Source organism: Amycolatopsis sp. NPDC050768 (genome assembly GCF_040654155.1).
Classification (GTDB): domain Bacteria; phylum Actinomycetota; class Actinomycetes; order Mycobacteriales; family Pseudonocardiaceae; genus Amycolatopsis.
This window is the reverse complement of record NZ_JBFAHL010000001.1, coordinates 1,348,997-1,374,571: the sequence shown is the minus strand read 5'-3', so window position 1 is coordinate 1,374,571 and position 25,575 is coordinate 1,348,997. Positions and strand designations below refer to the sequence as shown.

The following is a 25,575-nucleotide window of genomic DNA, read 5'->3' as shown; positions in this document are numbered from 1 at the left end:
CACCCTGTGCGCAGTTTGTGCACAACTCCAGCAGATCCAGGAGCTGCGGCGACGCCGAATCGGTCCACATCCCGCCCACACGAAATCCACAGACTTTCCACAGGGCTGTCCACGGGGATTCCACAGGTTGCCCACACGTGATCCACAACGGGAGCCCGTCACTCTCCAGGGCGATTCGGACCCGTTTCCGCACCCACAGAACCTGGGTACAACTGCCCTCACACCTGGGGACAACCATGGGGACAACTGGCCCGAGATGTGGATGGATCGCGGCCGAGACGAAACCATCCACCGATCGCCCGAACCATCCACCGATCCACCACCAGGACTCTCCACACCCCGCCGCGCCCTCCGACCTGGGCAAACGAGCTCTGTCCACACAACCCACAGCCCCTATTACTGCTACTGCTCTTAGATCTTTTGAAAGAAAGAACAAAACAAAAACAGGCGATGGACGAAGTTGGGGACAAGCGGTCGAGCCTGTCTCCTTGTCGACAAAGTCAAGGGGAGGCCGAGGTGACGGGACCCCCGGTGACGGCCTAACGTGGATGCCTGCACCTGGTTCGTTCCTGCGCGCCGATCCCGGCACGCCGAAACGGGCCGGCCCGGTGGGGACTCGGTCGCGGCGTACTCGGCGCAGTACTCGTGAACCGCCAGCCGCCGACCCTTCACGAGCCGAGGGGCTCGGCTGTCGAAAGGATGCGCGCATGAAGATCCGCGTCGAGCGCGACGGGCTTGCCGACGCCGTCGCCTGGGTGGCCAGGAGCCTCCCGTCCCGGCCTCCGGTGCCGGTGCTGGGCGGTGTGCTGCTCGACGCGGGTGCGGACGGGGAGTCCGACGCGCTCACCGTGTCCGGGTTCGACTACGAGGTCTCCGCCACGGTGGGCGTCCCCGCGACGATCGCCGACGGTGGCCGCCTCCTGGTCTCCGGTCGCCTCCTCGCCGACATCACCAAGGCGCTGCCCGCGCAGCCGGTGGAGATCTCCGTCGACGGCGCCCGCGCCACCATCACGTGCGGCAGCGCGCGCTTCTCCCTGCCGACGATGCCCGTCGAGGACTACCCGCAGCTGCCGTCCCAGCCTGCCTTCGCGGGTGAGCTCACCGGCGACACGTTCGGCCAGGCCGTGACCCAGGTCGTCACCGCCGCAGGCAAGGACGACACGCTCCCGATGCTCACCGGCATGCGCCTGGAGATCTCGGGCGAGACCCTCACGCTCGTGGCCACCGACCGCTTCCGCCTCGCCATGCGCGAGTTCACGTGGAAGCCCGCGGAGGGCCTGGCCGACGCCGCGGTGCTCGTGCCCGCGCGCACGCTCGCCGAAGCCGCGAAGACGCTCGGCGGCGCCGGCAGCACCGTGCGCCTCGCGCTCGCCAGCGGCGAAGGCCTGCTCGGCCTCTCGGGCAACGGCCGCTACACCACCACCCGCCTCCTCGACGCGGAGTTCCCGCCCTACCGGCAGCTGCTGCCGGCGACGCACACGTCGCGCGCCGTGATCGAGGTGTCGGCGCTCGCCGAGTCGATCAAGCGTGTGTCGCTGGTCGCCGAACGCGGCACGCAGGTGCGGCTGGAGTTCGCCGACGGGTCGCTGCGGCTTTCCGCCGGCGGCGACGACGAGGGCAGCGCCGAAGAAGAGCTGCAGGTCGACTACGAAGGCGAACCGGTCACCATCGCCTTCAACCCCGGCTACCTCGTCGACGGGCTCGGCGCGCTGCACAGCGACCGCGCGGAGCTCACCTTCACCACCCCCAACCGGCCGGCGCTCATCAAGCCCGCCGACGCCGAGGGCAACGTCGTCCCCGGTTATCTCTATCTGCTGATGCCGGTCCGGCTCCCGGGCTGACCGGCGCGTCACAACCGCGGATTTTCGTTCCTACATAAGGGGATCTCATGGTTCAGCTCGGTCTCGTGGGCCTGGGCAAGATGGGCTTCAACATGCGCGAGCGGCTGCGTGCAGCCGGGCACGAGGTCGTGGGCTACGACCGCAACCCGGCCGTCGCCGACTCCGAGTCGCTCGCCGACCTGGTGTCCAAACTGGACGCGCCGCGCATCGTCTGGATCATGGTCCCCGCCGGCGAGCCGACGCGGCAGACCGTGGTGGAGCTCAGCCAGTCGCTGTCCGAGGGCGACCTCGTGATCGACGGCGGGAACTCGAAGTTCACCGACGACAAGCTGAACGCGGATCTGCTGGCGGCCAAGGGCATCGGCTACCTCGACTGCGGTGTCTCCGGTGGCGTGTGGGGCAAGGTCAACGGCTACGGCCTCATGGTCGGAGGCGCCGGCTCCGACGTCGCCCGTGCGATGCCGATCTTCGACACGCTGCGTCCGGAAGGCCCGCGTGAAGAAGGCTTCTCGCACGCCGGCGAGGTCGGCGCCGGCCACTACGCGAAGATGATCCACAACGGCATCGAGTACGGCATCATGCAGGCCTACGCCGAGGGCTTCGAGCTGCTCGAGGCCGCGCACGTCGTGAAGAACGTGCCCGAGGTGATCAAGGGCTGGCAGCGCGGCACCGTCGTGCGTTCCTGGCTGCTCGACCTGCTGGTGCGCGCGCTGGAGGAGGACCCGGAGCTCGACGACCTCGAGGGCTACGTCGAAGACTCGGGCGAGGGCCGGTGGACGCTGGAGGAGGCCGTGAACAACGCGGTGCCGGCGCCGGTGCTCTCGGCCGCGCTGTTCGCCCGGTTCTCCTCGCGGCAAAAGGACTCCGCCGCGATGCGCGCCGTCGCCGCGCTGCGCAACCAGTTCGGTGGTCACGCTGTGAAGAAGGCCGGGAGCTAGCCTCCCCCCGCTCGTGTATCTGCGACATCTCCAGGTCACCGACTTCCGGTCCTGGCCGCAAGCCGACCTCGCCCTCGAACCGGGCCCGGCCGTGCTCGTCGGTCAGAACGGCCGGGGGAAGACGAACCTGCTCGAAGCGATCGGCTACGTCGCGACCCTGGGTTCCCACCGGGTCGCGACGGACGCCCCGCTGATCCGGCACGGGTGCGAGCGCGCGCTCGTGCGCGTCGCCGTGGTCAACGACGACCGCGAGCTCACCGTCGAGCTCGAGATCACGGCGGGACGAGCCAACCGCGCCCGCGTGAACCGGGGTGCGGTCGGCAAGCCGCGTGACGTGCTCGGGATCCTGCGCACGGTGCTGTTCTCCCCGGAGGACCTGGCGCTCGTGCGTGGGGACCCGAGCGAGCGCCGCCGGTTCATGGACGAGCTGCTCGTGCTGCGCGCACCTCGGTACGCGGGCGTGCGCGCGGACTACGAGAAGGTGCTGAAGCAGCGCAACGCCCTGCTCAAGACCGCGGGCAAGCGCCGCACCGGCAAGGAGGACCCGTACGCGCTCTCGACGCTCGACGTCTGGGACGACCACCTGTCGGTAGCTGGCGCCCAGCTGCTGGCGGCGCGACTGAACCTCATCGCCGACCTCGGGCCGTACGCGGCGGAGGCCTACATGGGGGTCGCGCCGGACTCGCGGCCGGCGTCGATCGCGTACAAGTCGTCGCTCGGCGAAGCGCTGCCGCCGGGCTACGGCGTGGCCGGGGGCGAGCGGGCGGACGCGGAAGTGCTGCGCGAGCTGCTGCTCAAGGCGCTGGCCGACGTCCGGCGCAACGAGCTGGATCGCGGCATCAGCCTCGTCGGCCCGCACCGCGACGAGCTGGATCTGATCCTGGGCGAGGCGCCGGCGAAGGGGTACGCGAGCCACGGCGAGTCGTGGTCGTTCGCGCTGGCCCTGCGGCTCGGGAGCTACGAGCTCCTGCGTGGCGAAGCGGGCGAACCGGTGCTGCTGCTGGATGATGTGTTTGCCGAGCTCGACCGCAAACGGCGGGCGCGGCTCGCGGAGGTCGCCGCGGGTGCCGAGCAGGTGCTCATCACGGCGGCGGTGGACGAGGACGTGCCGTCAGAGCTGGCCGGGAGCCGGTTCGTGGTGGCGGATGGCGAGGTCAACCGTGCCTGAGCCCTCGACCCCAAGATCAAGTCGGCCACGGCGGGTGACCGCGGTCACAGACGTTACCCACCGATCTGGGGACAAACCTGTGGACAGTGTGGATAAACCCGGGAATGGGTTATCGCCGCGCGTGACGAAACGGCCTGATGAGGGCCTTGACACCCCCCGAACGGGCAATCACCCACGTGGGACGCGTGATTCAGGTACCGAGCGTGATGTGTCCGCTGGGCCGAACGGGAAGCCCTCCGGACGGGACTTGGCGCACGCCGCGCTCGAGGCCGCTAAGGCCAAGGCGAAGGAACGCGGTGCTCCGCCGAACCTGCGCCGCGGCCGGATCACGGGCGGCGGGGGCCAGAACCCGCGCCGTCGTCGCTGGTCAGGGCCCGGGGCCGACGCGCGCGACCCGCAACCGGTCGGCCGGCTCGTCTCGCGGCTGGTCTCCGACAGCGGCTGGCAGGACACGATGACCAACGCGCGCGTGTTCGGGCAGTGGGCTCGGCTCGTGGGCGAGGACGTCGCCGAACACGCCCAGCCGGTGAGCCTCAAGGACGGCGAGCTGACCGTCCGCGCGAGCTCCACGGCGTGGGCCACGCAGCTGCGGCTGCTGCAGAGCAAGCTCATCGCGAAGATCGCCGCGGGGGTCGGCAACGGCGTCGTGAAGCGCATGCGGATCCAGGGTCCGACGGCGCCGAGCTGGCGGAAAGGACCACGGGTCGTGCCGGGTCGCGGGCCTCGAGACACGTACGGCTGACTCCGGTTGCGCGTCGGCGGGTGAGTTCCCCGAGAACCGCTTGACAACCCGCGAGCTACGACCTGACTCGCCTTCGAGCGATTTCGCGGCTCTGTGACGCAGTGAGGGGTGTCCTTGCCGCATGTCAGCACGCGCGGGCAAGTACACTGGAGGAGTAGCGAGCGTCCGCTCGGGCGAGACGAGGAGAAACAACGCCGGTGACCGAGAACAAGAGCGAGTACAACGCGTCGTCCATCACCGTGCTCGAAGGCCTCGAAGCGGTCCGCAAGCGCCCCGGTATGTACATCGGCTCCACCGGTGAGCGCGGTCTCCACCACCTGGTTCAGGAGGTCGTGGACAACTCCGTGGACGAGGCGATGGCCGGCTTCGCCACCAAGGTCGACGTTACTCTCCTCGCCGACGGCGGGGTCCGGGTCGTCGACGACGGTCGCGGCATCCCGGTGGACATGCACCCCAAGGAGAAGAAGCCGACCCTCGAAGTCGTGCTCACCATCCTGCACGCGGGCGGCAAGTTCGACAGCGACTCCTACGCGGTGTCCGGCGGCCTGCACGGCGTCGGCGTCTCGGTGGTGAACGCGCTGTCGACGAGGCTGCTCGCGGAGATCAAGGTCGGCGGCCGCAGCTGGCGGCAGCTCTACACCGACCAGGTCGCCGGCCCGCTGGAGGACCTCGGCCCCGCCGAGGACACCGGCACCACGATCACCTTCTGGGCCGACTCGAACATCTTCGAGACCACGACGTACAACTTCGAGACGATCTCGCGTCGCCTGCAGGAGATGGCCTTCCTCAACAAGGGCCTCACCCTGTCGCTGCGCGACGAGCGCGTGGCCGACGAGGAGACCGAAGCAGACGCGGAGGGCAAGCAGGCCCGCGTCAAGGAGAAGGTCTACTGCTACCCCGGTGGGCTCGAGGACTTCGTCCGCCACATCAACGGCAGCAAGGACCCGATCCACGAGAGCGTGATCTCCTTCGACGCGAAGGGCGTCGGCCTCGAGGTCGAGGTCGCGATGCAGTGGAACAACGGCTTCACGCCGTCGGTGTACACGTTCGCCAACACGATCAACACCCACGAGGGCGGCACCCACGAAGAGGGCTTCCGCGCCGCGCTCACGCGCGTGGTCAACGCGTACGCGCGCGAGAAGAAGCTGCTCAAGGAGAAGGACGCGAACCTCACCGGCGATGACGTGCGCGAGGGTCTCGCCGCCATCGTCTCGATCAAGCTGTCCGAGCCGCAGTTCGAGGGCCAGACGAAGACGAAGCTGGGCAACAGCGAAGCCAAGACGTTCGTGCAGCAGCAGTCGAACGAGTGGCTGGCCGACTGGTTCGAGCGCAACCCCAACGAGGCGAAGACGATCATCAACAAGTCGATCTCCTCGGCGCAGGCGCGCATGGCCGCCCGTAAGGCGCGGGACCTGGTGCGCCGCAAGGGCGCGCTGGAGATCGGCGGCCTGCCGGGCAAGCTCAAGGACTGCCGCTCCAACGACCCGGGCGAGTGCGAGCTCTACATCGTGGAGGGCGACTCGGCCGGCGGCTCGGCCAAGGAAGGCCGCGATTCTATGTACCAGGCGATCTTGCCCATCCGGGGCAAGATCATCAATGTGGAGAAGGCGCGCATCGACCGCGTGCTCAAGAACACCGAGGTCCAGTCTCTGATCACGGCGCTGGGCACCGGCATCCACGACGACTTCGACCTCTCGAAGCTGCGCTACCACAAGATCGTGCTGATGGCCGACGCCGACGTCGACGGCCAGCACATCACCACGCTGCTGCTCACCCTGCTGTTCCGCTTCATGAGCCCGCTGATCGAGCACGGCCACGTGTTCCTTTCGCGGCCGCCGCTCTACAAGATCAAGTGGCCGCGGCAGGACCCGGAGTACGCGTACTCCGACAAGGAGCGCGACGCCGTGATCCAGGCGGGTGTCGAGGCCGGCCGCCGGCTGCCGAAGGACGACGCGATCCAGCGCTACAAGGGTCTCGGCGAGATGAACGCCGAAGAGCTGTGGGAGACCACGATGGACCCGGCCAACCGCCTGCTGGGCCAGGTCACCCTCGACGACGCCGCGCAGGCCGACGACCTGTTCTCCGTTCTCATGGGCGAGGACGTGGAGGCCCGGCGCTCGTTCATCACGCGCAACGCCAAGGACGTGCGCTTCCTGGACGTGTAGCCGTCCGCCACTCCAGCCAGCCCAGACTCTTTCCCCGAGAAGGAACCCATGACGGAAACCTTGCCGCCGGAACACGACCGCATCGAGCCGGTCGACATCCAGCAGGAGATGCAGCGTTCCTACATCGACTACGCCATGAGCGTGATCGTGGCGCGGGCGCTGCCGGATGTGCGCGACGGTCTCAAGCCGGTGCACCGGCGCGTGCTCTACTCGATGTTCGACTCCGGTTTCCGGCCGGACCGCGGGTACAACAAGTGCTCTCGCGTCGTCGGCGACGTCATGGGCAACTACCACCCGCACGGTGACTCGGCGATCTACGACGCCCTCGTGCGCCTGGCCCAGCCGTGGTCGATGCGCTACCCGCTCATCGACGGGCAGGGCAACTTCGGTTCGCCGGGCAACGACCCCGCCGCCGCCATGCGGTACACGGAGTCGCGCCTCGCGCCGCTGGCGATGCAGATGCTGGCGGACATCGAAGAGGACACCGTCGATTTCCGCGACAACTACGACGGCCGCACGCAAGAGCCCAACGTGCTGCCGGCGCGGTTCCCGAACCTGCTGGTCAACGGCAGTTCCGGCATCGCGGTCGGCATGGCGACCAACATCCCGCCGCATAACCTGCGCGAGGTCGCCGACGGCGTCGTGTGGGCGCTGGAGAACTACGAGGCGTCCGACGACGAGCTGCTGGCCGCGCTGCTCACGCGCATCAAGGGCCCGGACTTCCCGACCAAGGCGATGATCCTCGGCACCTCCGGGATCGAGGACGCGTACCGCACGGGCCGCGGTTCCGTGCGCATGCGTGCGGTCGTTGAGGTGGAGGAGGACGCGAAGGGGCGCACCACGCTCGTCGTGTCCGAGCTGCCGTACCAGGTGAACCCGGACAACCTCGTCGAGAACATCGCGCACCTGGTGCGCGACGGCAAGCTCACGGGCATCGCCGACATCGCCGACGAGTCCAACAGCCGCTCCGGCATGCGGATCGTGGTCACGCTCAAGCGCGACGCCGTGGCGAAGGTGGTGCTGAACAACCTGTTCAAGCACACCCAGCTGCAGCAGAACTTCGGCGTGAACATGCTGGCGATCGTCGACGACGTGCCGCGCACGCTGCGGCTCGACCAGATGATCCGCCACTACGTGAAGCACCAGGTCGAGGTCATCGTCCGGCGGACCAAGTTCCGCCTGCAGAAGGCCGAGGAGCGCGCGCACATCTTGCGCGGTCTGGTCAAGGCGCTGGATCTGCTCGACGAGGTCATCGCCCTGATCCGGCGTTCGCCCTCGGCCGACGAGGCGCGGCCGGCGCTGATGGAACTGCTGGACGTCGACGAGATCCAGGCCACGGCCATCCTCGACATGCAGCTGCGCCGGCTGGCCGCTCTGGAGCGTCAGCGCATCATCGACACGTTGGCCGAGATCGAGCTGGAGATCGCGGACCTCAAGGACATCCTCGCGAAGCCGGAGCGCCAGCGTTCGATCATCCGCGACGAGCTCATGGAGATCGTCGGCAAGTACGGCGACGACCGGCGCACGAAGATCATCCCGTTCGACGGCGAGGTGTCGGTCGAGGACCTCATCGCGGTCGAGGACGTGGTGGTCACCATCACGCGCACCGGCTACGCGAAGCGCACGAAGACCGACCTGTACCGCTCGCAGAAGCGCGGCGGCAAGGGCGTGCAGGGTGCCACGCTGAAGCAGGACGACATCGTGCAGCACTTCTTCGTGTGCTCCACGCACGACTGGATCCTGTTCTTCACGAACAAGGGCCGCGTCTACCGCACGAAGGCGTACGACCTGCCCGAGGCCAACCGCAACGCGCGCGGACAGCACGTGGCCAACCTGATGGCGTTCCAGCCCGACGAGCAGATCGCCCAGGTCATCGAGATCCCGAACTACGAGGTGGCGCCGTACCTGGTGCTGGCCACGCAGAAGGGGCTCGTGAAGAAGACGAAGCTCACCGACTTCGACTCCAACCGCGCGGGCGGCCTCATCGCCGTCAACCTGCGGGAAGGCGACGAGCTGGTGGGCGCCGTGCTGGCGGCGGCGGAGGACGACCTGCTGCTCGTGTCGGCCGGCGGCCAGTCGATCCGCTTCCACGCGACCGACGAGGCGCTGCGCCCGATGGGCCGCGCGACGTCCGGCGTGCTCGGCATGCGGTTCAACGACGGCGACGAGCTGCTCGGCATCAGCGTGGTCAAGCCCGACAAGTTCCTGCTGGTCGCGACCGACGGCGCGTACGCCAAGCGCACGCCGATCGAGGACTACCCGGTGCAGGGCCGCGGCGGCAAGGGTGTGCTGACCATTCAGCACGACACGAAACGTGGGAGGCTGGTGGGTGCACTCATCGTCGACGGGGACGACGAGCTGTTCGCCATCACCTCGAGCGGTGGGGTCATCCGCACGCCGGCGCGCGACGTGCGCAAGGCCGGTCGCCAGACCAAGGGCGTGCGGCTGATGAATCTGGCGGATGGCACGACTCTTCTCGCGGTCGCACGCAACGCGGACGAGGGTTCGGACGTCGCCAATGGTGGCGAGGACTCCGCGGAGACCACAGACGCTTCGGATACTTCGGAAGCTTCGGTGGACGAGGCTGTGGAGACCCCCGCCGTCGACGGCGAGGTGACCACCGCGCCCGAGGAAAGCACGGAAGAAGACGGCACGGCGCCGGAGCAGTGAGCGGCGCCCCACGCACGGGTAAGGACTGACTCTTCGTGACACCATCCGAGAAGGCAGACGGCACGTCGTCGAGCCCACCCTGGCAGCGCACCGCCAAGGACGGCGGCGGCGATTCGGAGGCGACGGTTTCGACCGGGATCGCCACCGAGGATGTGGTCTACTCGGATCATGAGCAGGACGGACCGCGCGTGAGCGAGACCGACTACCCCGCCGTGAGCGGCACGGCCGCGCCCCGGCTCTTCGGAGCCGAGGGCGCGCCCCCGGCCGCCGCCGACGTCCCCCCGGCCGGCCGCACCCGCCCCACCCCGAGCGCCCTGCGCCGCCCGGGCCGCGGCCCCCGCCGCGCGTCGCTGCAGATCAAGCGCTTCGACCCCTGGTCGGTGCTGAAGCTGTCGCTCGTCCTGGGCGTCGCCATGTTCTTCGTGTGGCTGGTCGCCGTCGGCGTGCTGTACACGGTCCTCGACGGCATGGGCGTCTGGGACAAACTGAACGGCACCTACTCGTCCCTGGTCGGCGGCGAGGGCGCCAACGCGTCCACCGAGCCCCTCATCAGCGCCGGCCGCGTATTCGGCATCGCCGCCATCCTGGGCGCGATCAACATCGTGCTGGTCTCCGCCCTGGCCACCGTGAGCGCCTTCATCTACAACGTGTCTGCCGACCTGGCCGGCGGCCTCGAAGTCACCCTGTCGGAAAGGGAGTAACCCGGTTGCAGGGCCCCTCCGGGGGTCCTGTAATGTTCCCTTCGTTCGACGGGCCCATAGCTCAGGTGGTTAGAGCGCTTCGCTGATAACGAAGAGGTCCCAGGTTCAAGTCCTGGTGGGCCCACCCAGTCAGCCCGGTCATGTTTGCGGAATACGCAAACGGTGACCGGGCGGTGTTGTATCTGAGGGCCGAGCCCCCAGACCCCCACGGTGCGATCGGTGACCATTCCTGCATGGGTGAGTTGACTGGCGACCTTGTGTTGAGTGGGTGAGTTCCACTTGGTGAGCTGACTGCCTGGGTAAGTGGCGCGGTGGCCTTATCTGTGTGGTGAGTTGCGGGCAACCTCGATGTAGGTCAGCGAGTCGGGTGGCTGCCGGTGCGCGTCGCTCCTCTGACGAGGGCGTGTGCTGCCTTGAGCGCAGCGGTGACGTTGGGGGCATCGAGCCAGACAGGACGCAGGTACTCGTCCCAGGTCGCGATTTGCTGAGCGATTGTCAATGCCTGCCTGTCGTCGGTGCGCTGGAGTAGCTCGGCAAGCTGCAAGTACTGCCCGATTTGGCTCCCGGCGAACGTCGCTGCCAGTGCAGCCGTGTTCTCCGCGACGCACTGACCACTTTGTGGGTAAAGCGCGGCGAGGCAGGCAAGTATGTATTGGATCGCGGGTGGCTCGATGGTCCATCGGGCCAGTAGGGCAGGCACCTGCTCGCCGACGACGCGATGCACGTCCTGTGTCCACGGCGCCGCAGCAGGGAAACGGCCCTGCGCTGCAGCGCGGTCGGCATCGCCGAGGAGGCCGGCCGCCCAGCAGTCTGCTGCCGTGATCAGCCACAGGTGAAGTTCGAGCCGCCGCGCCGCCGGTAGTGAGTCCGCGGCAGCCAGTTGACCGATGAACGGCAGCGCCGGAGCGGTCGCGGAGTAGCAGGTGCCCTGGTGAAGCAGGTCGTCGCCGAACAGTTCGTCAAGAACTGCGTCCCACTCACTGCTGTTCTGCCCGAGCGCGCGGATCAGCTCCGGGACGTCCTCGGCAGACCCGTGGGCGTGTGTCAGCTGCGCCCAATCGACGTCATCGAGTCCGGCCGGATCAATGACGCCGTCGACGATGCTGTCCGGGCCAAGGTCCAGCGCGCGTTTCGGCGGCGCCGGAGTGATGACCACATCGGGGACCGGTGGCCGTGCGCCTGGGTTGGTGTGCACGATCGGCCCGTCCTGGTACTGGTGCAGCATGTCCGGGTCGCACCGGCTTCCACCGCGGCGATACCCGCCGAAGTCGCGCGCCACCACCGCTGCGGCCAGCGCGTCAGCGCGCGCACGGTCGGGGGCGACGAAATTGTGTGTGCCTGAGACCGCCGACCAGCCGGCCATACCTGCTGTCTCCTTCAACGTCGGATGCGTCCCGGTAAGACTGCCAGGTGTGCCCACCACCGCCGGTTCACAGTTGGGCACCTGGTCGTACAACAGCAACGCGGGCAGGGGCAGCTGGTTGTCGGCTGCCAACGAGCGAGTTCGCTCGGTGACGTGGTCGCGCTGGTGAGTGGCGCGTTTGGCGACACTGGGTGGTTGGGTCGTTACCGAACTGTCGAAGTGTGAGCACGGTGTGGGGACACGGCGTTTCTAGCGTCGTGAGCCATGGTCGAACTGAAGAAAGTCAGAGTTGCGGCGGTTGTGGTGGCGGTCGTGGCCGTCGGGGCTGGGGTGGTGGCGCCGGCGGGGGCGGCGGAAGAGGGTCTGAAGTGGGAGCCCTGCGCGAAGGTGGCGAACAACTGGAGCGACCCGGGCGACACGAAGTCCGAGTGTGCGATGTTGGCGGTGCCGATGGATTACGCGCAGCCGCAGGGGCGCAAGGTCAAGATCGCAGTGAGCAGGAGGAAGGCGGCGGATCCCGCGAAGCGGCGCGGGGTGCTCGTGGCCAGTCTCGGCGGGCCCGGGCTGGGCAACATCGAGGATCCCGAGGCGTTCAGCACCATGGGGCTCGGGGCGCTCGCCGCCGACTACGACGTGGTCGGGTTCGACATGCGGGGCACGGGTTACAGCGACAAGATCGACTGTGAGTGGCAGGACGGCCCAGCCGTGCCGGTGACGGCGTCGGCGAAAGAAAAGGCGAAGGCCGGCTTCGACGCGTACACCGAGTACAACAAGCGGTGCACGGCGATCGACCCGGCGTTCGTCAAGCAGCTCACCACCACGAACAACGCCCGCGACCTGGATTCGCTGCGGGCCGCGCTCGGCGCACCGAAGATCAGCTTCTACGGCGTCTCCTACGGCACCGCCATCGGCACCGTGTACCGGTCGATGTTCGACAGCCACGTCGACCGGATGTGGCTCGATTCGGTGATGCCGCCGGTGATGGACCTGTCCGCCATGGACGGTTCGATCGACGCGGTCGCCGAGAAGGGGTTCGGCCGGTTCGTCACGTGGCTGGCCCAGCACGATGCCGAATACCACTTCGGCACGACCGCGGATGCTGTCCACGCAGCGCTTTTCGCGCTCCGCGACCAACTCGCGCAACACCCGCGGGTCGTCGACGACACCACGGTGCTCGACCGCCAGTGGGCCACCGGCCAGTTCGCTTCGCCGCAGTCCATTTGGGATTCCGCGGCGGATGATCTCGCCACCGTTCGCGACGGCGGTGTCCCGGCGTCGGCGCACCCGGCGGCCGGCGCGCGCCAGGTTTTCGGTTTCGACGTGAATCCCCGCGGGCTGAACAGCGTGCAGTACAACGCGATGTTCTGCAACGAGGGGACCGGCGGCCGCGATTTCGAGCAGGCGTGGGGCGAGGTGCAGGCGCATCAGCGCGAGTACCCGGCGACGGGCGGCAAGTTCGAGATCGCCGCTTTCTGTGGTGGGTGGCCGTTTCCGGCGCAGCCGTGGAAGCCGGTGAAGGGGAGCAGTGCGTTCGAGGTGTCCGGGCACATCGATGAAGGGGAAACGCCGTATTCGTGGGCGGTCGACACGCAGAAGGCGGTCGGTGGCTCGCTGCTGACTGTCCTGGATGGACAGCACGGGTCGCTGGACAAGATTCCGTGTGCGGCCAAGGCGGTTGACTTCTTCCGCACCGGTCACACCGTTTCCGGTTCATGCGCGGGAATCCGGTGAAGGGGGCTGTGATGCGCAGGCTCGGTGTGGCGGTGGTCGTGACGGCCATCGGACTGGTGCTCGCGGCGCCGCAAGCCGGGGCCGCGACCGTGGATTTCGCGGGCAGCCTCAACGTCGACGGATGCTCGGGGTCGCTGGTGCGGATGCCGACGTCGGCGGACGACGACAAAGCGTTCATGCTGACCAACGGCCATTGCTACGAAGGCCCGGGGCCGGTGCCGGACGAGGTGCTGGTGGACAAGCCGTCGCAGCGGGTCGCGACGGTGCTCGACGCGGCCGGCAACGGCGTGGGTCTCGTGCAGGCGGTGAAGGCCGTGTACGTGACCATGACCGGCACCGATATTTCGCTGTACCAGCTGGACTTGTCCTACCGCCAGCTCGAGCGGAAGTTCCACGTGCGGCCGCTCACGGTGTCGGCGAAACGGCCGAGCACGGGCACGGACATCCGCGTGGTTTCGGGCGGGCTGAAGAAGATCTTCGCCTGCAGCGTCGACCAGCTCACCTATAGCGTGTTGGAAACGGGGTACGTGACGAAAGACGTGCTGCGCTACACGTCGGCGTGCCAGACCGGGCCGGGGTCGTCGGGCTCGCCCGTCGTCGACACCGCGACCGGCGAGGTCATCGGCATCAACAACACCAGCAACCGCGACGGCGGCCAGTGCACGGTCAACAACCCGTGCGAGATGGACCGCGACGGCGTCATCAGCGTGCACAAGGGCATCGCCTACGGCACGCAGACGTACTGGCTCACCACGTGCATCACCCTCGGCAACCGGCTCGACCTCGGCCGGCCCGGTTGCCTGCTGCCCCGGCCAGCGCGGTGACGTGTGGCGCCGGGCGATGACTGCGTCCGGCGCCACACCGGGCGCGTGTGGCTGGGCGGGACAGCGTCGCGACCCCGGCCGACGGGCGCTGGGTCGAACGGCGGCCGCGGCGCGAGGAGGAGCGTGAGCTGCTGCTGCTGCGAGACGCGCGTGATGCCGGGGCGTCGCGGGCGCGCGTGGCCGAGGCGTATGGCGTGACCGAGGACCGGCCGGCGTGGGCCTGGCACCGGCTGGGGCAGTGGTTCGAGGTGACCCACGGCGTCGCGACCAGGCAGCCGGACCTGGTGGAGTCGGGCGCTCAAGGCGTCGCCGGACGCAAGTCAGCCCTGCCGGGAAGAGAAGGCCGGCAGGGCTGACATGTCTGCGGTCGGCGCGCGCACGGTCGCCTCTCGGCGAAAGGCACGACGCGGCTCCAGCCGAACGGTATTCCGCGAAGGCAAAGGTGTGAGCCCGGGGGACACGTTGGGCGCACCGACCAGGGTGTTCAACAGCCCACCCGCCGGAGGTATTCCGTTCGGCCTGTGACGCGGGCCGCCGATGGTTCCACGTGGAACCAAGCCCTGGAACCGCCGGATCCGGCGCTCGGAGCGTGCAGTAGCATCGTGGAGTACGGAAGCAAGCTGGAAAAGGGGGCTTCAGATGAAGAAGCTGTTGGCACTCGCAGTCGTCGCGGGCGGCGTTCTGTTCGTCGTCAAGCGCAACAAGGCTGCCAAGGCCGAGGCCGACCTCTGGCGCCAGGCGACCGCCCCCACGGGCCCGGTCTCCGCGAACGGCAGCACCCCGGCCAAGGCCGCGGACGCTTCCCGCAACTGACTCACCGCGCGGGTGACCCACGGGCACCCGCGCCCGGGGCTGTAGCTCAATTGGTAGAGCACCGCCTTTGCAAGGCGGGGGTCAGGGGTTCGATTCCCCTCAGCTCCACACAGTCTGACCAGCCGTTTTCTTAGATTGCCCGCCTCCATAGTTGATCAATGGGAGCTATGGTGGGTGCAAGTACGATCAACTCATGGTCAAAGAGTCGATCAATGGGGCGCGGCAACGCGGCCAGATCGAGCGTCGCGGCAACTCTCTGCGCGTAAGGGTCTACGCCGGCGTCGACCCAGTGACCGGTAAGCGCCTCTACCTTGAGGAGTCGACGACCGACGAGCGCGAGGCCGAAAAGATCAGGACCCGGTTCCTCGCAGAGGTCAACGAAGAACGCCACGCTCGCAGCAATGGCCTCTTCCGCGTCGCGATGCAGGACTGGCTCCGCCTCGCCGACCTCGTCGACGACACCCGGGACACCTACGAGGGCTACGCCCGCAACTACCTCTACCCCGTGTTCGGCGACGTTCCTCTCGCCAAAATCCGAGTGCGGATGCTCGAGGAGTTCTACGCCGACATCCAACGCTGCCGCACGCGCTGCGATGGGAAACCGCGCATCGAGCACCGGGTGGACGGGCCGCATGAGTGTCGAACGGTGCAGCACAAACGTGGTCCGGGCCGTCCGCCGGCGGCCGGTTACCCACCGCACGACTGCGACGAGGCCGGTTGTGTCGTGACGCGTTGCGAACCGCACGTTTGTCAGCCGCTGGCCAAGGCGACCGTGCTCAAGTTGCATTTCATGATCCACGGCACGTTCGCTGCAGCGATCCGGTGGGAGTGGGTAAAGAGCAATCCGGCCGAGCACGCCCGGAAGCCGCGAGCGCCCAAGCCTGACCCGAAGCCGCCGACGTCAGAGCAGGCTGCGCGGATCATTGAGGCCGCGTGGGAGAAGGACGACGCGTACGGCTCGCTCGTTTGGCTGGTCATGGTCACGGGGATGCGCCGCGGTGAGCTTGCCCGCGTTCGTTGGCGCGACGTCGACTTCGATAAGGCGCGCCTGGCCGTGCATGAGACCAAGACCGACCAGCCCCGACGAATTGCACTCGACGCCGCGACGGTGGATGTCCTCCGCGACCTGCGTGTGCACTACGAAGGCCGGATGCGCGCCCTCGATGTCGCGCCGACGGACGATGCGTACTTGTTCTCTCCCTCGTCGACGTTCGACCGGCCGTATAACCGATCGTGGCTCAGTCGCCGCTATTCGCGGATGTGTTCGTCGCTTGGGATCGACAGCCACCTGCATGCCCTGCGGCACTACTCGGCGACCGAGCTCATTCTGGCTGGAGTTGACATCCGTACGGTGGCCGGCCGTCTCGGCCACGCCGACGGTGGCAACACCACTCTGCGGGTGTATGCCGCTTGGGTCGCCGAAGCCGACAAGCGAGCGGCTGACGTCATCGGCGGTCGAATGAAGCGCCCGAGCCGAAGCCAGGCCCGCCCGGAAGTCCTGCCAGATGGCGAGCGCTTAGCGGTGCCGCACGACGTCACGCGCGCCGTATGTTCGCGCTGGCCAGCTCGCGGGGAATCTTGGGCTTCTGCTGTGGAAGGCGAGTTTGCCGAACTGTGCCGCAGCCACGAGGCTCAACCACAGAAGGTGTTGGCCGCCCGCTACGGGCTCGTCGTGTCGGTCGAAACACCCAACGGTCGACTGATCATGAAATCGACGCCTGATCCTGCCGGTGCCCTCCAGGCACGCGCAGCGCAACGGCTCGCGATGCTCGGTGTGGCGCCGACTGTCTACCAAGTCGTTGAGTCCGCAGTCAGCACGTGGACGGTCATGGACCAGGTGCAGCCGGGGACGAGAGACATTCAGTCTGCATCGGTCGACGAACTCGCCGACGTTCTTCGCCCACTTGCCGGAGCCTTGCAGTCTCGGGAGTTCCCACCGATCTCCATCTGGCTGCGCGAGCGCCTCCTCGGTGCTGATGCGTTCGACCTAGCGCCGGGCTTCGAGGCGGCGAGTGACACAGAACGCGAGCGAGCCCTGTCGATCCTCGATCAGCTCGTCGTCGACGAGTCGCGTTCCTTGTGTCACGGAGACCCTTCGTCCGGGAACGTGCTTCGTGGTGAACAGGGGTTGCTGTTGATTGATCCTCGTGCAGTTGCTGGAGACCGTGAGTACGACGCCGCTGTTCTTGCGCTCAAGGCTGGCCGTCCGGTCGGCGAGCTGGCGCGCCGACTTCAGCTCGACGTTTCTCGCGCCGAGGCGTGGGGAGTGGTCGCTGTCGCGGCTCGTGTCTGAATTAGACAGTGGTGCACGGTCTACAGAGGCATCCGAACGACCAATAAATCGCTCATGGCCTCGATGATCGCGTCAGCTCTCAGCTGCTCGAACCGTTCGCGCTTGCCAGCCTTGTTTGCGTAGCCGACGGCGACGGCTCCTGCAGCCTGAGCAGCTTCGATGTCAGTAGCGGAATCGCCAATCATGAGGCAATCAGCCACATCGCAGCCCAGCGCAGCCGCCGCGCGGCGGAGCAAATGCGGGTGAGGCTTCAGCAAGTTGGGGTCCGGATCGACCCTCGAAGACACGGCGGACACAAGGGGTCCAAGACCGTGCAGCTCCAAGTAGGCGCGCACTGCGGCGTCGGAGTTGTTGCTCACGATAACCACCGGCCGGCCGGACTCGCTGAATCGTCGGAGTACTGCATCCGCGTCGCGAGTAGGCGCGGCTCGAAGTACCGCCGTCTTCTCAAGCTGGGCCAGTTCGGCCTCTGTACGAACGAGTCTCGTCGGTTCGTGACGGGCGACGTAACTGAGAATGTCGAATGGTTCCTGCGTCTCTGGCGCAGCGTCGAGCCTGAGACGAGTCCGTAGCTCATGAGCAACGGCAGCCGGGGTGAAGGTGCTGAAGACCGAACAAACGGGTCCGTCAAAGTCGAGCAGAACGCTCGACGTTCGCTTCAGTGCAGCAGCGAGCTGATCGGCGGTCATGGCAGGTAATCCCGGCCCACGGTGGTCCACAGGGACTCGAACCACATCCGTGACTGCCGAGTGAACTGCGACGCGAGGCTGTCCTCGTCACCGTCCGCTGAGTAGTGAAACAAGATCGCATCTTTGCCCATCAGGTCCCAAATCGCCGTCCGCTCACCGTCGAGCGTTACTTGGTGTTCCTGAACGGGGTAGTACCCGAAAAACGTCTCGTTGTCGTTGATCACGTAAAGCTTGAACAGCGGCACGGCTGGATTGACTCGCACCTGCGCTTTAGCGTCCGGGACGAGGCCAAGGTCGGCGAGCTCGTTTACCGCGTCCACGATCGCGAGCGTGTGGCGCTCCATGATCCGGGTGGCTCGAGCCCTAAAAGCGGGACTGTCGGCAAGGTCTTCGACCTGCGCCGGCAGAGTCCATGGCTGTCGCGGGTCCGGCACTAGCAGCCGAATCGATAGCGAGTCGGGCCGGAGACGACCGTCACGGATCTTGTCCAGCGGCTCAGTGATGGCGCCGTGCAGCGTCTCACCGGAGAAGCCTGCGAAATCGACAGACACCTGGGGCTGCTCGAAGGCACGCTCAAGGTGAGACCGTAGATCCACCGCCCGCTGTGTGCGCTCGCGGACGTAGACACCGCTGCCCTGCCGGGACACGACCAGACCTTCGTCGCGCAGCAGCCGAATGGCCGTTTGCACTGTCATCCGGGCGACGCCGAACTGCTGTGACAGCTCTGGGCCGGAAGGTAGTTTCTCGCCCGGTTTGAACGTCTTCGTCAAGATCGCCGCGCGAAGCGCGTTCGCGACCTGCTGATACGGCGGTCGAGGGTCGTCCGGGTCGAGTTGCATGACGGCCAGGATACGGCCTCCGCGCCTATCCAAGCTAGGCAACCTAGACAACCGATTGACATGTCTAGCCATGCTGGGTATCTTCAAACATGTCCAGGCAGCCTAGACAAGTTTGAACGGCTGGGACAGCAGAGACAAAGCGACCCGGGCGGGGGTGCCACCCCGCCCGGGCCTCGCATCGGACATTTGGAGACCAGATGCACGAACAAACTACGACACACGAGGTACCGGCCACTCGCGGTCAGACTCGTGAACTACTTCGCGACATTGCACTCCAGGCTGCGATGCGGAAGCGCATGGCTGGGGTGCCGACCTACACGGTGCCCGAGGCTGCAGCGCTTCTCAGCCTGTCGCAGGAGTACCTCTACCGCTTGATTCACGCCGACGCGTTCCCGGCGCTCCGGCTTCGTCGAGGCGCGGGGCAGGGCCGCTACGTCGTGCCGGCGAAGGCCGTCGAGCAGCTGCTCGACTTCGCCGCGAATGCCGGCAACTGCGTTGACGTCGCCGAGTGGGTCGAGGCCTGGCGTGCGGCTTCGGTCGGGGGTGCGGCCTGATGCGGACGTTCAAGGCGTTTCTGATTTCGGCGGTGCTGATCGGTGCGGGCGCGCTGGCGAGTGGGTGGCACGTCAAGGTGGCCGCGATCTGGCCATGGCTGGTGACCGTCGGCGTGGCCGCGGGCGTTCTGGGCTTGGCGGAGCTGATGAAGGGCAACGCGGCCCGCACGGTGACGGTGGCGGCCGGCCTGGTGGGGCTGTCGCTGTGGTTCCTCGGTTGGGTGCCGGCGGAGACGCCGGGCTATGGCGTGTGGCCGTGGGGCCTGATCCTCGGTGGCCCGGTCCTGTTGGTGGCCGTGGTCCTGGGCATGCGTGGCCGGGGTGGTTCGCGTGGCTTGATCGGCCGGTGGTCGCGCCGTTCGCGTCGGAATGATGGTGTGGCGTCGCGGTGGCAGATCTGGCGGGTCGCTTCGAAGCACGCGATGCGCCGGAAGGCGAAGTCGTTGAAGCCGAGCCTGCGGCAGGTGTCGTGGTGGGCCCGTCTGCGGACTCCGGTGACGGAGTACGCGACGCGGCTGGCGCGGGTGGGTTGGCAGTGGATCTGGTCGCCGGTTGAGGACGTGACGCTGCGGGTGGGTGGTCCGCGTACTGGCAAGACGGGTGAGTTGGCGGGCCGGATCCTGGACGCGCCGGGTGCGGTGATCGCGACCTCGACCCGCACGGACCTGATCGACCTGACTGCCGCGGTGCGGCGGGGACGGGGTCCGGTGTACGTGTTCAACCCGTCGGGGTTGGGCAAGCTCGCCTCGACGATCACGTTCGACCCGCTGGCCGGCTGTGCCTCGCCGGTGACCGCGACCCATCGGGCGAGTGACCTGTTGCCGGCCGCGGGCGGGGATTCCGAGCGCGAGTATTGGGTGTCGCAGGCCTCGCGGGCGTTGGCCGCGCTGCTGCACGCCGCGGCGCTGGGCGAGCTGACGATGCGGGACGTGCTCGGCTGGGTCGCCGACCCGGAAGGCTCGACCGAAGAGGTCCTGCGCCTGCTGCGCCGCTCGCCGGAGCCGGCGTTCGAGCAGGACGCGCGCCAGTTCCTGACCACGAACGAGCGCACACGTTCGTCGATCACCACAACGGTGATGCCTGCACTGGGCTGGCTGACCGACCCGACCGCGTCGGCGGCAGCCGAGGGCGGCAACTTCGACGTGGCGCAGTTGCTCGACGAGCACGGCACCGTCTACATGCTCGGCGCCGAGGAAGGCCACACCGCTCCGCTGGTGGCGGCGTTGACCGCGCACATCGCCCGGGAGGCCCGACGGATCGCCTCGGAGCAGCCCGGTGGCCGGCTGGACCCGGCGTTGACGCTGGTACTGGACGAGGCCGCACTGATCTGCCCGATTCCGTTGGACAAGTGGACCGCGGACATGGGTGGCCGCAACGTCACCATCCACATCGGAGCCCAGTCCCGCGCCCAGCTGATCCAGCGGTGGGGTACCACCGGGGCGGCGTCGATCATGACGAACTCGGCGACCGTGCTGGTTCTGGGTGGCTCGCGCGACCCGGACGACCTCAACGCGTACTCGCTGCTCACCGCCGATCGCGACGAGCATGTCGAGACCGAGGACGCCGACGGGAACGTCACCGGCCGTTCGCTGCGCAAGGTGCCGGTGCTCTCGCCCGGGCAGATTTCCCAGCTGCCGGCCATGCACGCGGTGGTCATCCGCCGGGGCATGCCCGCGGCGGTGGGGAAGCTGCAGATGGCGTGGAAGCGCCGCGACGTCAAGGCCGCCGTCCGCGCTGAGCGCAACGCCGCCCTGATCGAGCGGTGGCTTGAGCGCCGCGACGTGTGGGCGATCCGGTTCGGTGCATTCGTCGACGCGATGGCCGACCGCATCGAGCCGTGGGTGGCGCGGATGCAGGAGCGCACGACCAAGCCCGGCACGGACACCACCACGGAAAGCGCGTGGCGTCCGGTGCTGGCCACGGCGACCCGGCTGGACGACGCCGAGTCCCTGGCGCGGCTGGATGCCGAGCTGGACGCCGAGTTCTCCACCACCCCCGGCAGCGAGCACACCGCCGAGGACGAGCCGGAAGGGGAGGGCCGATGAGCGCGTACACGCTGCAGTTGCCCGCCTTACTGGAGAACGGGCACGCCACGATCTCGGCCAGCTACGACGCGAGCGAGCCCTACGCGATCACGTTCGGGTTCGACGCGGTGCAGCCCGGTCTGGAGTGGCTGATCAGCCGGGAACTGCTGTCCGACGCCCTGATCTACGGCACCGCCGGCGACGGGGACCTGAAGGTCACCGCCCGCGGCGACCTGGTGGTGCTGGGCATGTCGACTCCGTCGGGGACCGGCGCGATCGTGCTGCGCCGCGACGACGTCGATGCGCTGATTGCCGCGACCCACCGGATCGTGCGGCCCGGGCAGGAGTCCGAGCACCTGGACTGGTCGGACACGGTCGAGTTCCCGGGGGTGGCGTTGTGAACCCCACTCCGACCGGCGGCCGGCCCGACCCGGCCCCGACCGAGCCGGCGTGGGCGCTGCACGCCGCGCTCACCAGCCCCGCGGCCGAGGCCCAGCACCGCGCCCGCCTCGCCGCCGCCCGCACCGTGACTTCCCGGAAGAAGGCCGCCCGATGATCCTCTTCGCGATCAACACACAGTTCGACGACCTCGACGAATTCACCACCTTCCGCGCTGACCTGGATGCCTACCTGAAGGTGCTCAGCACCCTGTTTGCCCAGGCTCCGAGCACCAAGTCCGCGTTGATCGAGCTGCACGCCTCGATCCTGCGCCACGCGCGCAGCGACCTTGCCCCGAAGGAGCACCTGGCCGCGGCGGCGGTCCTGTTCGGGCTGACCCGCGCGGTGCAGCAGGCCCGACGCGCGGTTCCCGACTCCGCCGTGCTCAACACCGTCGCCTACATCGTGCAGGCCACCCGGACCCGCATCTACCAGGCCGAGCACGGCGAACACCTGGAGATGGCCCGCTCGTGGATGGCGCACGTCTACCTCGTCGGTGACGTCGAGGGCGGTGAGCCGCGATGACGACCACGACCGCGATCCCGCGGGTGTGGCTGGCCGCCGGGCTCGGCACGAGCCCGGCGCCGGCCGACCGGCCCACGTTGCGCGATGACCTGATGCGCCAGTGGTGCCCCGGCCCGGACGGACGCTGGCACACCCCCGACGGGCGCCACGACGCCGACTGGACCGAGCTGCACACCCGCTACGACCTCGTGGAGGTGACCCGATGAGCACCGACAACACCACTCCGACCCCCGCGGGCGCCAACCCCGCGAACCCCAACGGCACCAACGGTTCGAGCCCGGACAGCACCGTGCGCGCGGTGTGGGGCCTCGCGAAGGAGGTCGAGGGCCTGCGCAAGCAGTTCGCCGAGCAGGTGAGCGAGCTGCGGACCACAGTAGAGCCGCTCAAGGCGATGCCGGAGAAGGTCTCGACCCTGGCCCGCACGGTCCGCGCGATCGCCGACCAGCTCGCCGGCACCGACGCCGCAACGCCGTCGTGGTCGTGGCTGGACCTGCCCGGCGACCTCGACCAAGCCCAGACCATGCTCACCGACCTCACCGTGTGGCTGCGGGCGATCTTCCTGCGCTACCCCGACGCCGCCGCAGTGCTGCCGGAATGCTGGATGTGGCACCCCGACATCGTCGAGGAACTCGTGTGGCTCGCCAGCGCGTGGCACGCCGCCTACCGCGACGACGACGCCACCGTCGCCCGCGCCGCCGACTGGCACGACCGCTACCGGCCCGGCGTGGTGCGCCGGATCAAGGGCAGCGCTGCCGGCTGCTCGCTGGAAAACCACCAGGACGGCCGCACCGCGCACCAGCCCGCGCCGACGGTGCCGATGGGCGAAGCCCTCGCCCCGATCGCTGTGTGGTGGGCCGAGGAACGCGACAACCCCGCCCCGGTCCCGACCGACGAGCAGCTCGCCGCCGCGCAGGCCGCGGCCCGCCAGCGCCGAGGAGGCGCACGGCGATGAGCAACTACGAGAGGGCGTGTCGCTACGACGAGCTCCTGGCGATGTACGGCGTCGATCAGTACGAGCGGGCCGCTGCAATGGCGGCACGGGGGCACGATCTGGAAGGGCAGGTGCTGGCCCGATTCCGCGGTCTGGTCGACAGCGGAACGGCCGTCGAGGTCGCATTTGATGCGGCGCTGAACGACACCGCGACCCACAGCGACCCCGCCGCGCACGCTGGCGCCCGGCATGCCGCAGGCCGGGCGCAGGCGGACGACGCGATCGCGCGGTACCTCACGCTTCGCGCAGCAGGTACCGACGAGGCGGCGGCGCTGGCGCAGGTCGGACCGGAGCGATCGCTGGCCGGGCAAGCCGCGATCGGGTTCGCGTCCATGACCAGTGGCGGCTTCAGCGAGAACGAGGCCAGGGTGCAAGCCGTTCACGACGCGGTGCTGGCCGACGCCATCGAGCACGGCTACGAGATCTGGAGGGACAGTGCACCCGCGGTCGCCGAGACGGCGGCCAGTGACAGCGACTCCGATGACACAGACTGGCGCTGGAACCCGCCGGCATCCGCGCTCGTGCCCGAACGTGAACCGGCACAAGGTAGCTGGATCGCGCGCAACCTCCCGCCCACGCCAGTGCTTGCCGTGTCCGACGACTACGAGCCCGACGTGCTCACGCCGGAGGAAGAGGAGTCGGAACAGTTCGCCTACGACTCCGGCGAGGAGGGCGCACGCCCCTACACGGGGATGGCCGACGCCATGGAGGTCAACCAGTCCGGAGTACTGCGCAACTGGGACGTCGACACCTTCCCGCCGGTTCTCAGCGCCGAGCCGTGGGTTGCCGAGTACTGGGCCGCGGTGCACGCCGACCTCGCTCGCGTCGCCCCGGCCGGTACTCCGGAGCGAGCACGGGCGGTGTGGGCCGAAGCAACGCAGATCAGTAACCACGTGTTCAGCTGCAACCTGCCTTCACGCCAGTGCGAGACCTGCGACGCCGACAACCACAGCGACGGGGTGTTCTGGGAGACCGAAGTCCCGGCCGCTCGGAGCCTGCTCCACGACGAGGCACCCGTCAGCCAGTCTGACGCTGTCGGCAGCGACACCGCCGACGTGCTCGCCCGGATCGACGACGTGCTCGCCGAGCCCGAGCCTGCGCCGCTGGCCGAGGTGGTCGAGCAGTGCGGTCGCGCAGTCGACGATGCGGCCGACGCGATGTACCGCGTCGCGGTCACCGGCGAGGACAACGAACGTGCGCAGCGGCTGGCCCGCTGGAACGCCGACGACACGAGCGAGAGCACCGAAGGGTGGGAGCGCGCATGAGCACGCACAGCACAACGGAGAAGGCGACGCCGGCGACGCTGGCGGTGTTCGTGGCGGGCTTGCTGGTAGCGCTGGGCGCGGCGGCGGCGACGGCGCATGGTCTGTTCGAGGTAGCAGTGGCGTCCGGCGTCCCGGGAGAGATCGCGTGGATTTACCCGTTGATCACCGACGGTCTGGCGATCGTCGCTTACGCGGCGACGTCGCGGCTGCAGGACAACGGCCGCCGATATGCGTGGGCCGTGGTGATCCTCGCCGCGGGGCTGTCCGGGCTCGCGCAGGCCAGCTTCCTCGCCGGTGGCGTCGGCGCCCCGGTCGACCCGCGCGCGGTCGCGGCTGCCGCAGCGGCTGGTGTTGAAGCGATGCCCCCGACGGCCGGTCTCCTGCGCTTCGGGGTCGGGGCGTGGCCGGCGCTGGCAGCGGCGATCGTGGCGCACCTGTTGTTCATGCTTGCCACCGAACGTCGTACGGACGCCGACACGGCGGTAGCGGACGCAGGCGCGAAGGCCACGCCGGGTGCCGCGGTCGCGGTCGCCGATCGGGTGGCATCGTCCGGTCCGGCCGTTCAGCCGGACCGCGTTCAGCGTCCCGCCGTTCAGTCGCCCTCCGTCCAACCTGGCTCCGTACAACCGGGCGTGTTCAATGCCCCGTCGTCGACGGTGCCGAGTGGACGTACAGCCGAGCAGCCCGCGGGCGTCCAATCCGAGGCTGAGCCTGAGGCCGCCGAGGCGGCCGCCAGGCCGGAGCGTCCGGCCTCAGTGCCGTCCTCACCGAAGAAGGACCGGGCGCGCGCGGCGGCGCGCCGGTACCAGGCCACCCACGGCGCCCTCCCGACGGTCGATCACCTCATGGAAATCGCCGATGTCTCCCGAGGCACAGCCGGAACCGCCCTCCAAGAACTCCGCGAGCAACCCGCACCACTGCAACTCATCACCGAACTCAGCAACACCAAGGCCAACTCATGATCACCAAGTCACTCATCACAGCAGAACCACCAAGCAAGC

General features: G+C 68.4%; 24 protein-coding genes and 2 tRNA genes. 23 read left to right on the top strand and 3 right to left on the bottom strand.

Translation table 11 applies throughout. The annotated features are described in order from the left end of the window. Positions 1-707: 707 nt before the first annotated feature. The 8 genes from dnaN to AB0H62_RS06950 all read left to right on the top strand — a co-directional run bounded on the left by dnaN (position 708) and on the right by AB0H62_RS06950 (position 10,349). Positions 708-1,841 carry a DNA polymerase III subunit beta gene (gene dnaN, locus AB0H62_RS06985; RefSeq protein ID WP_220245406.1) on the top strand — a complete coding sequence of 378 codons (1,134 nt, stop codon included), beginning with the start codon at positions 708-710 and terminating at the stop codon, positions 1,839-1,841. Between the two features lie 47 nt (positions 1,842-1,888). Beyond that, positions 1,889-2,779 (top strand): phosphogluconate dehydrogenase (NAD(+)-dependent, decarboxylating), encoded by an 891-nt coding sequence (gene gnd / locus AB0H62_RS06980; RefSeq protein ID WP_220245407.1) that lies wholly within the window; start codon positions 1,889-1,891, stop codon positions 2,777-2,779. A 13-nt stretch (positions 2,780-2,792) separates the two neighbouring features. After that, positions 2,793-3,947, top strand: a complete 1,155-nt coding sequence (gene recF / locus AB0H62_RS06975; protein ID WP_220245408.1) for a DNA replication/repair protein RecF — start codon at positions 2,793-2,795, stop codon at positions 3,945-3,947. Between the two features lie 208 nt (positions 3,948-4,155). Then, positions 4,156-4,689 carry a DciA family protein gene (locus AB0H62_RS06970; RefSeq protein WP_255638571.1) on the top strand — a complete coding sequence of 178 codons (534 nt, stop codon included), beginning with the start codon at positions 4,156-4,158 and terminating at the stop codon, positions 4,687-4,689. Between the two features lie 197 nt (positions 4,690-4,886). Next, complete coding sequence (gyrB, locus tag AB0H62_RS06965) at positions 4,887-6,854, top strand: DNA topoisomerase (ATP-hydrolyzing) subunit B (RefSeq protein ID WP_220245410.1); 1,968 nt, start codon at positions 4,887-4,889, stop codon at positions 6,852-6,854. A 48-nt stretch (positions 6,855-6,902) separates the two neighbouring features. Beyond that, the gene (gene gyrA / locus AB0H62_RS06960) at positions 6,903-9,524 is read left to right on the top strand and encodes a DNA gyrase subunit A (protein WP_220245411.1); all 2,622 of its coding nucleotides are present in this window, start codon (positions 6,903-6,905) and stop codon (positions 9,522-9,524) included. 35 nt (positions 9,525-9,559) lie between these two features. Then, positions 9,560-10,225, top strand: a complete 666-nt coding sequence (locus AB0H62_RS06955) for a DUF3566 domain-containing protein (RefSeq protein ID WP_220245412.1) — start codon at positions 9,560-9,562, stop codon at positions 10,223-10,225. A gap of 50 nt (positions 10,226-10,275) precedes the next feature. Further along, positions 10,276-10,349 (top strand) — tRNA-Ile (locus tag AB0H62_RS06950). 231 nt (positions 10,350-10,580) lie between these two features. On the opposite strand, the gene AB0H62_RS06945 is transcribed toward AB0H62_RS06950, so the two are convergent. Next, on the bottom strand, positions 10,581-11,720 hold the full coding sequence (locus AB0H62_RS06945) for a hypothetical protein (protein WP_360584599.1): 1,140 nt from the start codon (positions 11,718-11,720) through the stop codon (positions 10,581-10,583). Between the two features lie 132 nt (positions 11,721-11,852). Here AB0H62_RS06945 and AB0H62_RS06940 point away from each other — a divergent pair, with 132 nt between their 5' ends. From AB0H62_RS06940 to AB0H62_RS06915, 6 genes are all read left to right on the top strand, one after another. After that, on the top strand, positions 11,853-13,319 hold the full coding sequence (locus AB0H62_RS06940) for an alpha/beta fold hydrolase (RefSeq protein ID WP_360584597.1): 1,467 nt from the start codon (positions 11,853-11,855) through the stop codon (positions 13,317-13,319). Positions 13,320-13,330: 11 nt separating this feature from the next. Continuing rightward, positions 13,331-14,143, top strand: coding sequence for a trypsin-like peptidase domain-containing protein (locus AB0H62_RS06935; protein ID WP_360584595.1), 813 nt, complete (start codon positions 13,331-13,333; stop codon positions 14,141-14,143). Between the two features lie 47 nt (positions 14,144-14,190). Continuing rightward, entirely contained in the window at positions 14,191-14,499 is a 309-nt protein-coding gene (locus tag AB0H62_RS06930) for a hypothetical protein (protein WP_360584593.1), read from the top strand. A 283-nt stretch (positions 14,500-14,782) separates the two neighbouring features. Beyond that, a complete protein-coding gene (locus AB0H62_RS06925) occupies positions 14,783-14,956 on the top strand; it encodes a DLW-39 family protein (protein WP_220245417.1) in 174 nt (57 codons plus the stop codon). Positions 14,957-14,991: 35 nt separating this feature from the next. Next, positions 14,992-15,064 (top strand) — tRNA-Ala (locus AB0H62_RS06920). An 85-nt stretch (positions 15,065-15,149) separates the two neighbouring features. Continuing rightward, the gene (locus AB0H62_RS06915) at positions 15,150-17,249 is read left to right on the top strand and encodes a tyrosine-type recombinase/integrase (RefSeq protein WP_360584590.1); all 2,100 of its coding nucleotides are present in this window, start codon (positions 15,150-15,152) and stop codon (positions 17,247-17,249) included. 20 nt (positions 17,250-17,269) lie between these two features. Here AB0H62_RS06915 and AB0H62_RS06910 read toward each other — a convergent pair whose 3' ends face one another. Both AB0H62_RS06910 and AB0H62_RS06905 read right to left on the bottom strand, forming a co-directional pair. Next, complete coding sequence (locus AB0H62_RS06910) at positions 17,270-17,938, bottom strand: HAD-IA family hydrolase (protein WP_360584588.1); 669 nt, start codon at positions 17,936-17,938, stop codon at positions 17,270-17,272. Further along, positions 17,935-18,777: a winged helix-turn-helix domain-containing protein gene (locus tag AB0H62_RS06905; RefSeq protein ID WP_360584586.1), complete on the bottom strand. Its 843-nt coding sequence runs from the start codon at positions 18,775-18,777 to the stop codon at positions 17,935-17,937. Before AB0H62_RS06905 ends, AB0H62_RS06910 begins: the two co-directional genes overlap by 4 nt. A 296-nt stretch (positions 18,778-19,073) precedes the next feature. On the opposite strand from AB0H62_RS06905, the gene AB0H62_RS06900 reads away from it, so the two are divergent. The 9 genes from AB0H62_RS06900 to AB0H62_RS06860 are packed head-to-tail and all read left to right on the top strand — an operon-like array spanning position 19,074 to position 25,536. Continuing rightward, on the top strand, positions 19,074-19,331 hold the full coding sequence (locus AB0H62_RS06900; RefSeq protein WP_360584584.1) for a helix-turn-helix domain-containing protein: 258 nt from the start codon (positions 19,074-19,076) through the stop codon (positions 19,329-19,331). Continuing rightward, complete coding sequence (locus AB0H62_RS06895; RefSeq protein ID WP_360584582.1) at positions 19,331-21,376, top strand: TraM recognition domain-containing protein; 2,046 nt, start codon at positions 19,331-19,333, stop codon at positions 21,374-21,376. The genes AB0H62_RS06900 and AB0H62_RS06895 overlap by 1 nt, the downstream gene beginning before the upstream one ends. Beyond that, on the top strand, positions 21,373-21,756 hold the full coding sequence (locus AB0H62_RS06890) for an SsgA family sporulation/cell division regulator (RefSeq protein ID WP_360584580.1): 384 nt from the start codon (positions 21,373-21,375) through the stop codon (positions 21,754-21,756). The genes AB0H62_RS06895 and AB0H62_RS06890 overlap by 4 nt, the downstream gene beginning before the upstream one ends. After that, complete coding sequence (locus AB0H62_RS06885; protein ID WP_360584578.1) at positions 21,753-21,911, top strand: hypothetical protein; 159 nt, start codon at positions 21,753-21,755, stop codon at positions 21,909-21,911. Before AB0H62_RS06890 ends, AB0H62_RS06885 begins: the two co-directional genes overlap by 4 nt. Continuing rightward, positions 21,908-22,318 carry a hypothetical protein gene (locus tag AB0H62_RS06880; protein ID WP_360584576.1) on the top strand — a complete coding sequence of 137 codons (411 nt, stop codon included), beginning with the start codon at positions 21,908-21,910 and terminating at the stop codon, positions 22,316-22,318. Before AB0H62_RS06885 ends, AB0H62_RS06880 begins: the two co-directional genes overlap by 4 nt. Then, entirely contained in the window at positions 22,315-22,524 is a 210-nt protein-coding gene (locus AB0H62_RS06875; RefSeq protein ID WP_360584574.1) for a hypothetical protein, read from the top strand. The genes AB0H62_RS06880 and AB0H62_RS06875 overlap by 4 nt, the downstream gene beginning before the upstream one ends. Next, positions 22,521-23,270, top strand: coding sequence for a hypothetical protein (locus AB0H62_RS06870; RefSeq protein ID WP_360584572.1), 750 nt, complete (start codon positions 22,521-22,523; stop codon positions 23,268-23,270). The genes AB0H62_RS06875 and AB0H62_RS06870 overlap by 4 nt, the downstream gene beginning before the upstream one ends. After that, positions 23,267-24,574, top strand: a complete 1,308-nt coding sequence (locus tag AB0H62_RS06865; RefSeq protein ID WP_360584570.1) for a hypothetical protein — start codon at positions 23,267-23,269, stop codon at positions 24,572-24,574. Before AB0H62_RS06870 ends, AB0H62_RS06865 begins: the two co-directional genes overlap by 4 nt. Further along, a complete protein-coding gene (locus tag AB0H62_RS06860) occupies positions 24,571-25,536 on the top strand; it encodes a DUF2637 domain-containing protein (protein WP_360584568.1) in 966 nt (321 codons plus the stop codon). The genes AB0H62_RS06865 and AB0H62_RS06860 overlap by 4 nt, the downstream gene beginning before the upstream one ends. The last annotated feature ends 39 nt before the right edge of the window (positions 25,537-25,575 follow it).

Bases quoted from the DNA above. Each gene is read 5' to 3' on its own strand.
- dnaN (WP_220245406.1), top strand. From the start codon at position 708: ATGAAGATCCGCGTCGAGCGCGACGGGCTTGCCGACGCCGTCGCCTGG.
- gnd (WP_220245407.1), top strand. From the start codon at position 1,889: ATGGTTCAGCTCGGTCTCGTGGGCCTGGGCAAGATGGGCTTCAACATG.
- gyrA (WP_220245411.1), top strand. From the start codon at position 6,903: ATGACGGAAACCTTGCCGCCGGAACACGACCGCATCGAGCCGGTCGAC.
- AB0H62_RS06940 (WP_360584597.1), top strand. From the start codon at position 11,853: ATGGTCGAACTGAAGAAAGTCAGAGTTGCGGCGGTTGTGGTGGCGGTC.
- AB0H62_RS06935 (WP_360584595.1), top strand. From the start codon at position 13,331: ATGCGCAGGCTCGGTGTGGCGGTGGTCGTGACGGCCATCGGACTGGTG.
- AB0H62_RS06925 (WP_220245417.1), top strand. From the start codon at position 14,783: ATGAAGAAGCTGTTGGCACTCGCAGTCGTCGCGGGCGGCGTTCTGTTC.
- AB0H62_RS06915 (WP_360584590.1), top strand. From the start codon at position 15,150: ATGGTCAAAGAGTCGATCAATGGGGCGCGGCAACGCGGCCAGATCGAG.
- AB0H62_RS06910 (WP_360584588.1), bottom strand. From the start codon at position 17,938: ATGACCGCCGATCAGCTCGCTGCTGCACTGAAGCGAACGTCGAGCGTT.
- AB0H62_RS06905 (WP_360584586.1), bottom strand. From the start codon at position 18,777: ATGCAACTCGACCCGGACGACCCTCGACCGCCGTATCAGCAGGTCGCG.
- AB0H62_RS06900 (WP_360584584.1), top strand. From the start codon at position 19,074: ATGGCTGGGGTGCCGACCTACACGGTGCCCGAGGCTGCAGCGCTTCTC.
- AB0H62_RS06895 (WP_360584582.1), top strand. From the start codon at position 19,331: ATGCGGACGTTCAAGGCGTTTCTGATTTCGGCGGTGCTGATCGGTGCG.
- AB0H62_RS06890 (WP_360584580.1), top strand. From the start codon at position 21,373: ATGAGCGCGTACACGCTGCAGTTGCCCGCCTTACTGGAGAACGGGCAC.
- AB0H62_RS06880 (WP_360584576.1), top strand. From the start codon at position 21,908: ATGATCCTCTTCGCGATCAACACACAGTTCGACGACCTCGACGAATTC.
- AB0H62_RS06875 (WP_360584574.1), top strand. From the start codon at position 22,315: ATGACGACCACGACCGCGATCCCGCGGGTGTGGCTGGCCGCCGGGCTC.
- AB0H62_RS06870 (WP_360584572.1), top strand. From the start codon at position 22,521: ATGAGCACCGACAACACCACTCCGACCCCCGCGGGCGCCAACCCCGCG.
- AB0H62_RS06865 (WP_360584570.1), top strand. From the start codon at position 23,267: ATGAGCAACTACGAGAGGGCGTGTCGCTACGACGAGCTCCTGGCGATG.
- AB0H62_RS06860 (WP_360584568.1), top strand. From the start codon at position 24,571: ATGAGCACGCACAGCACAACGGAGAAGGCGACGCCGGCGACGCTGGCG.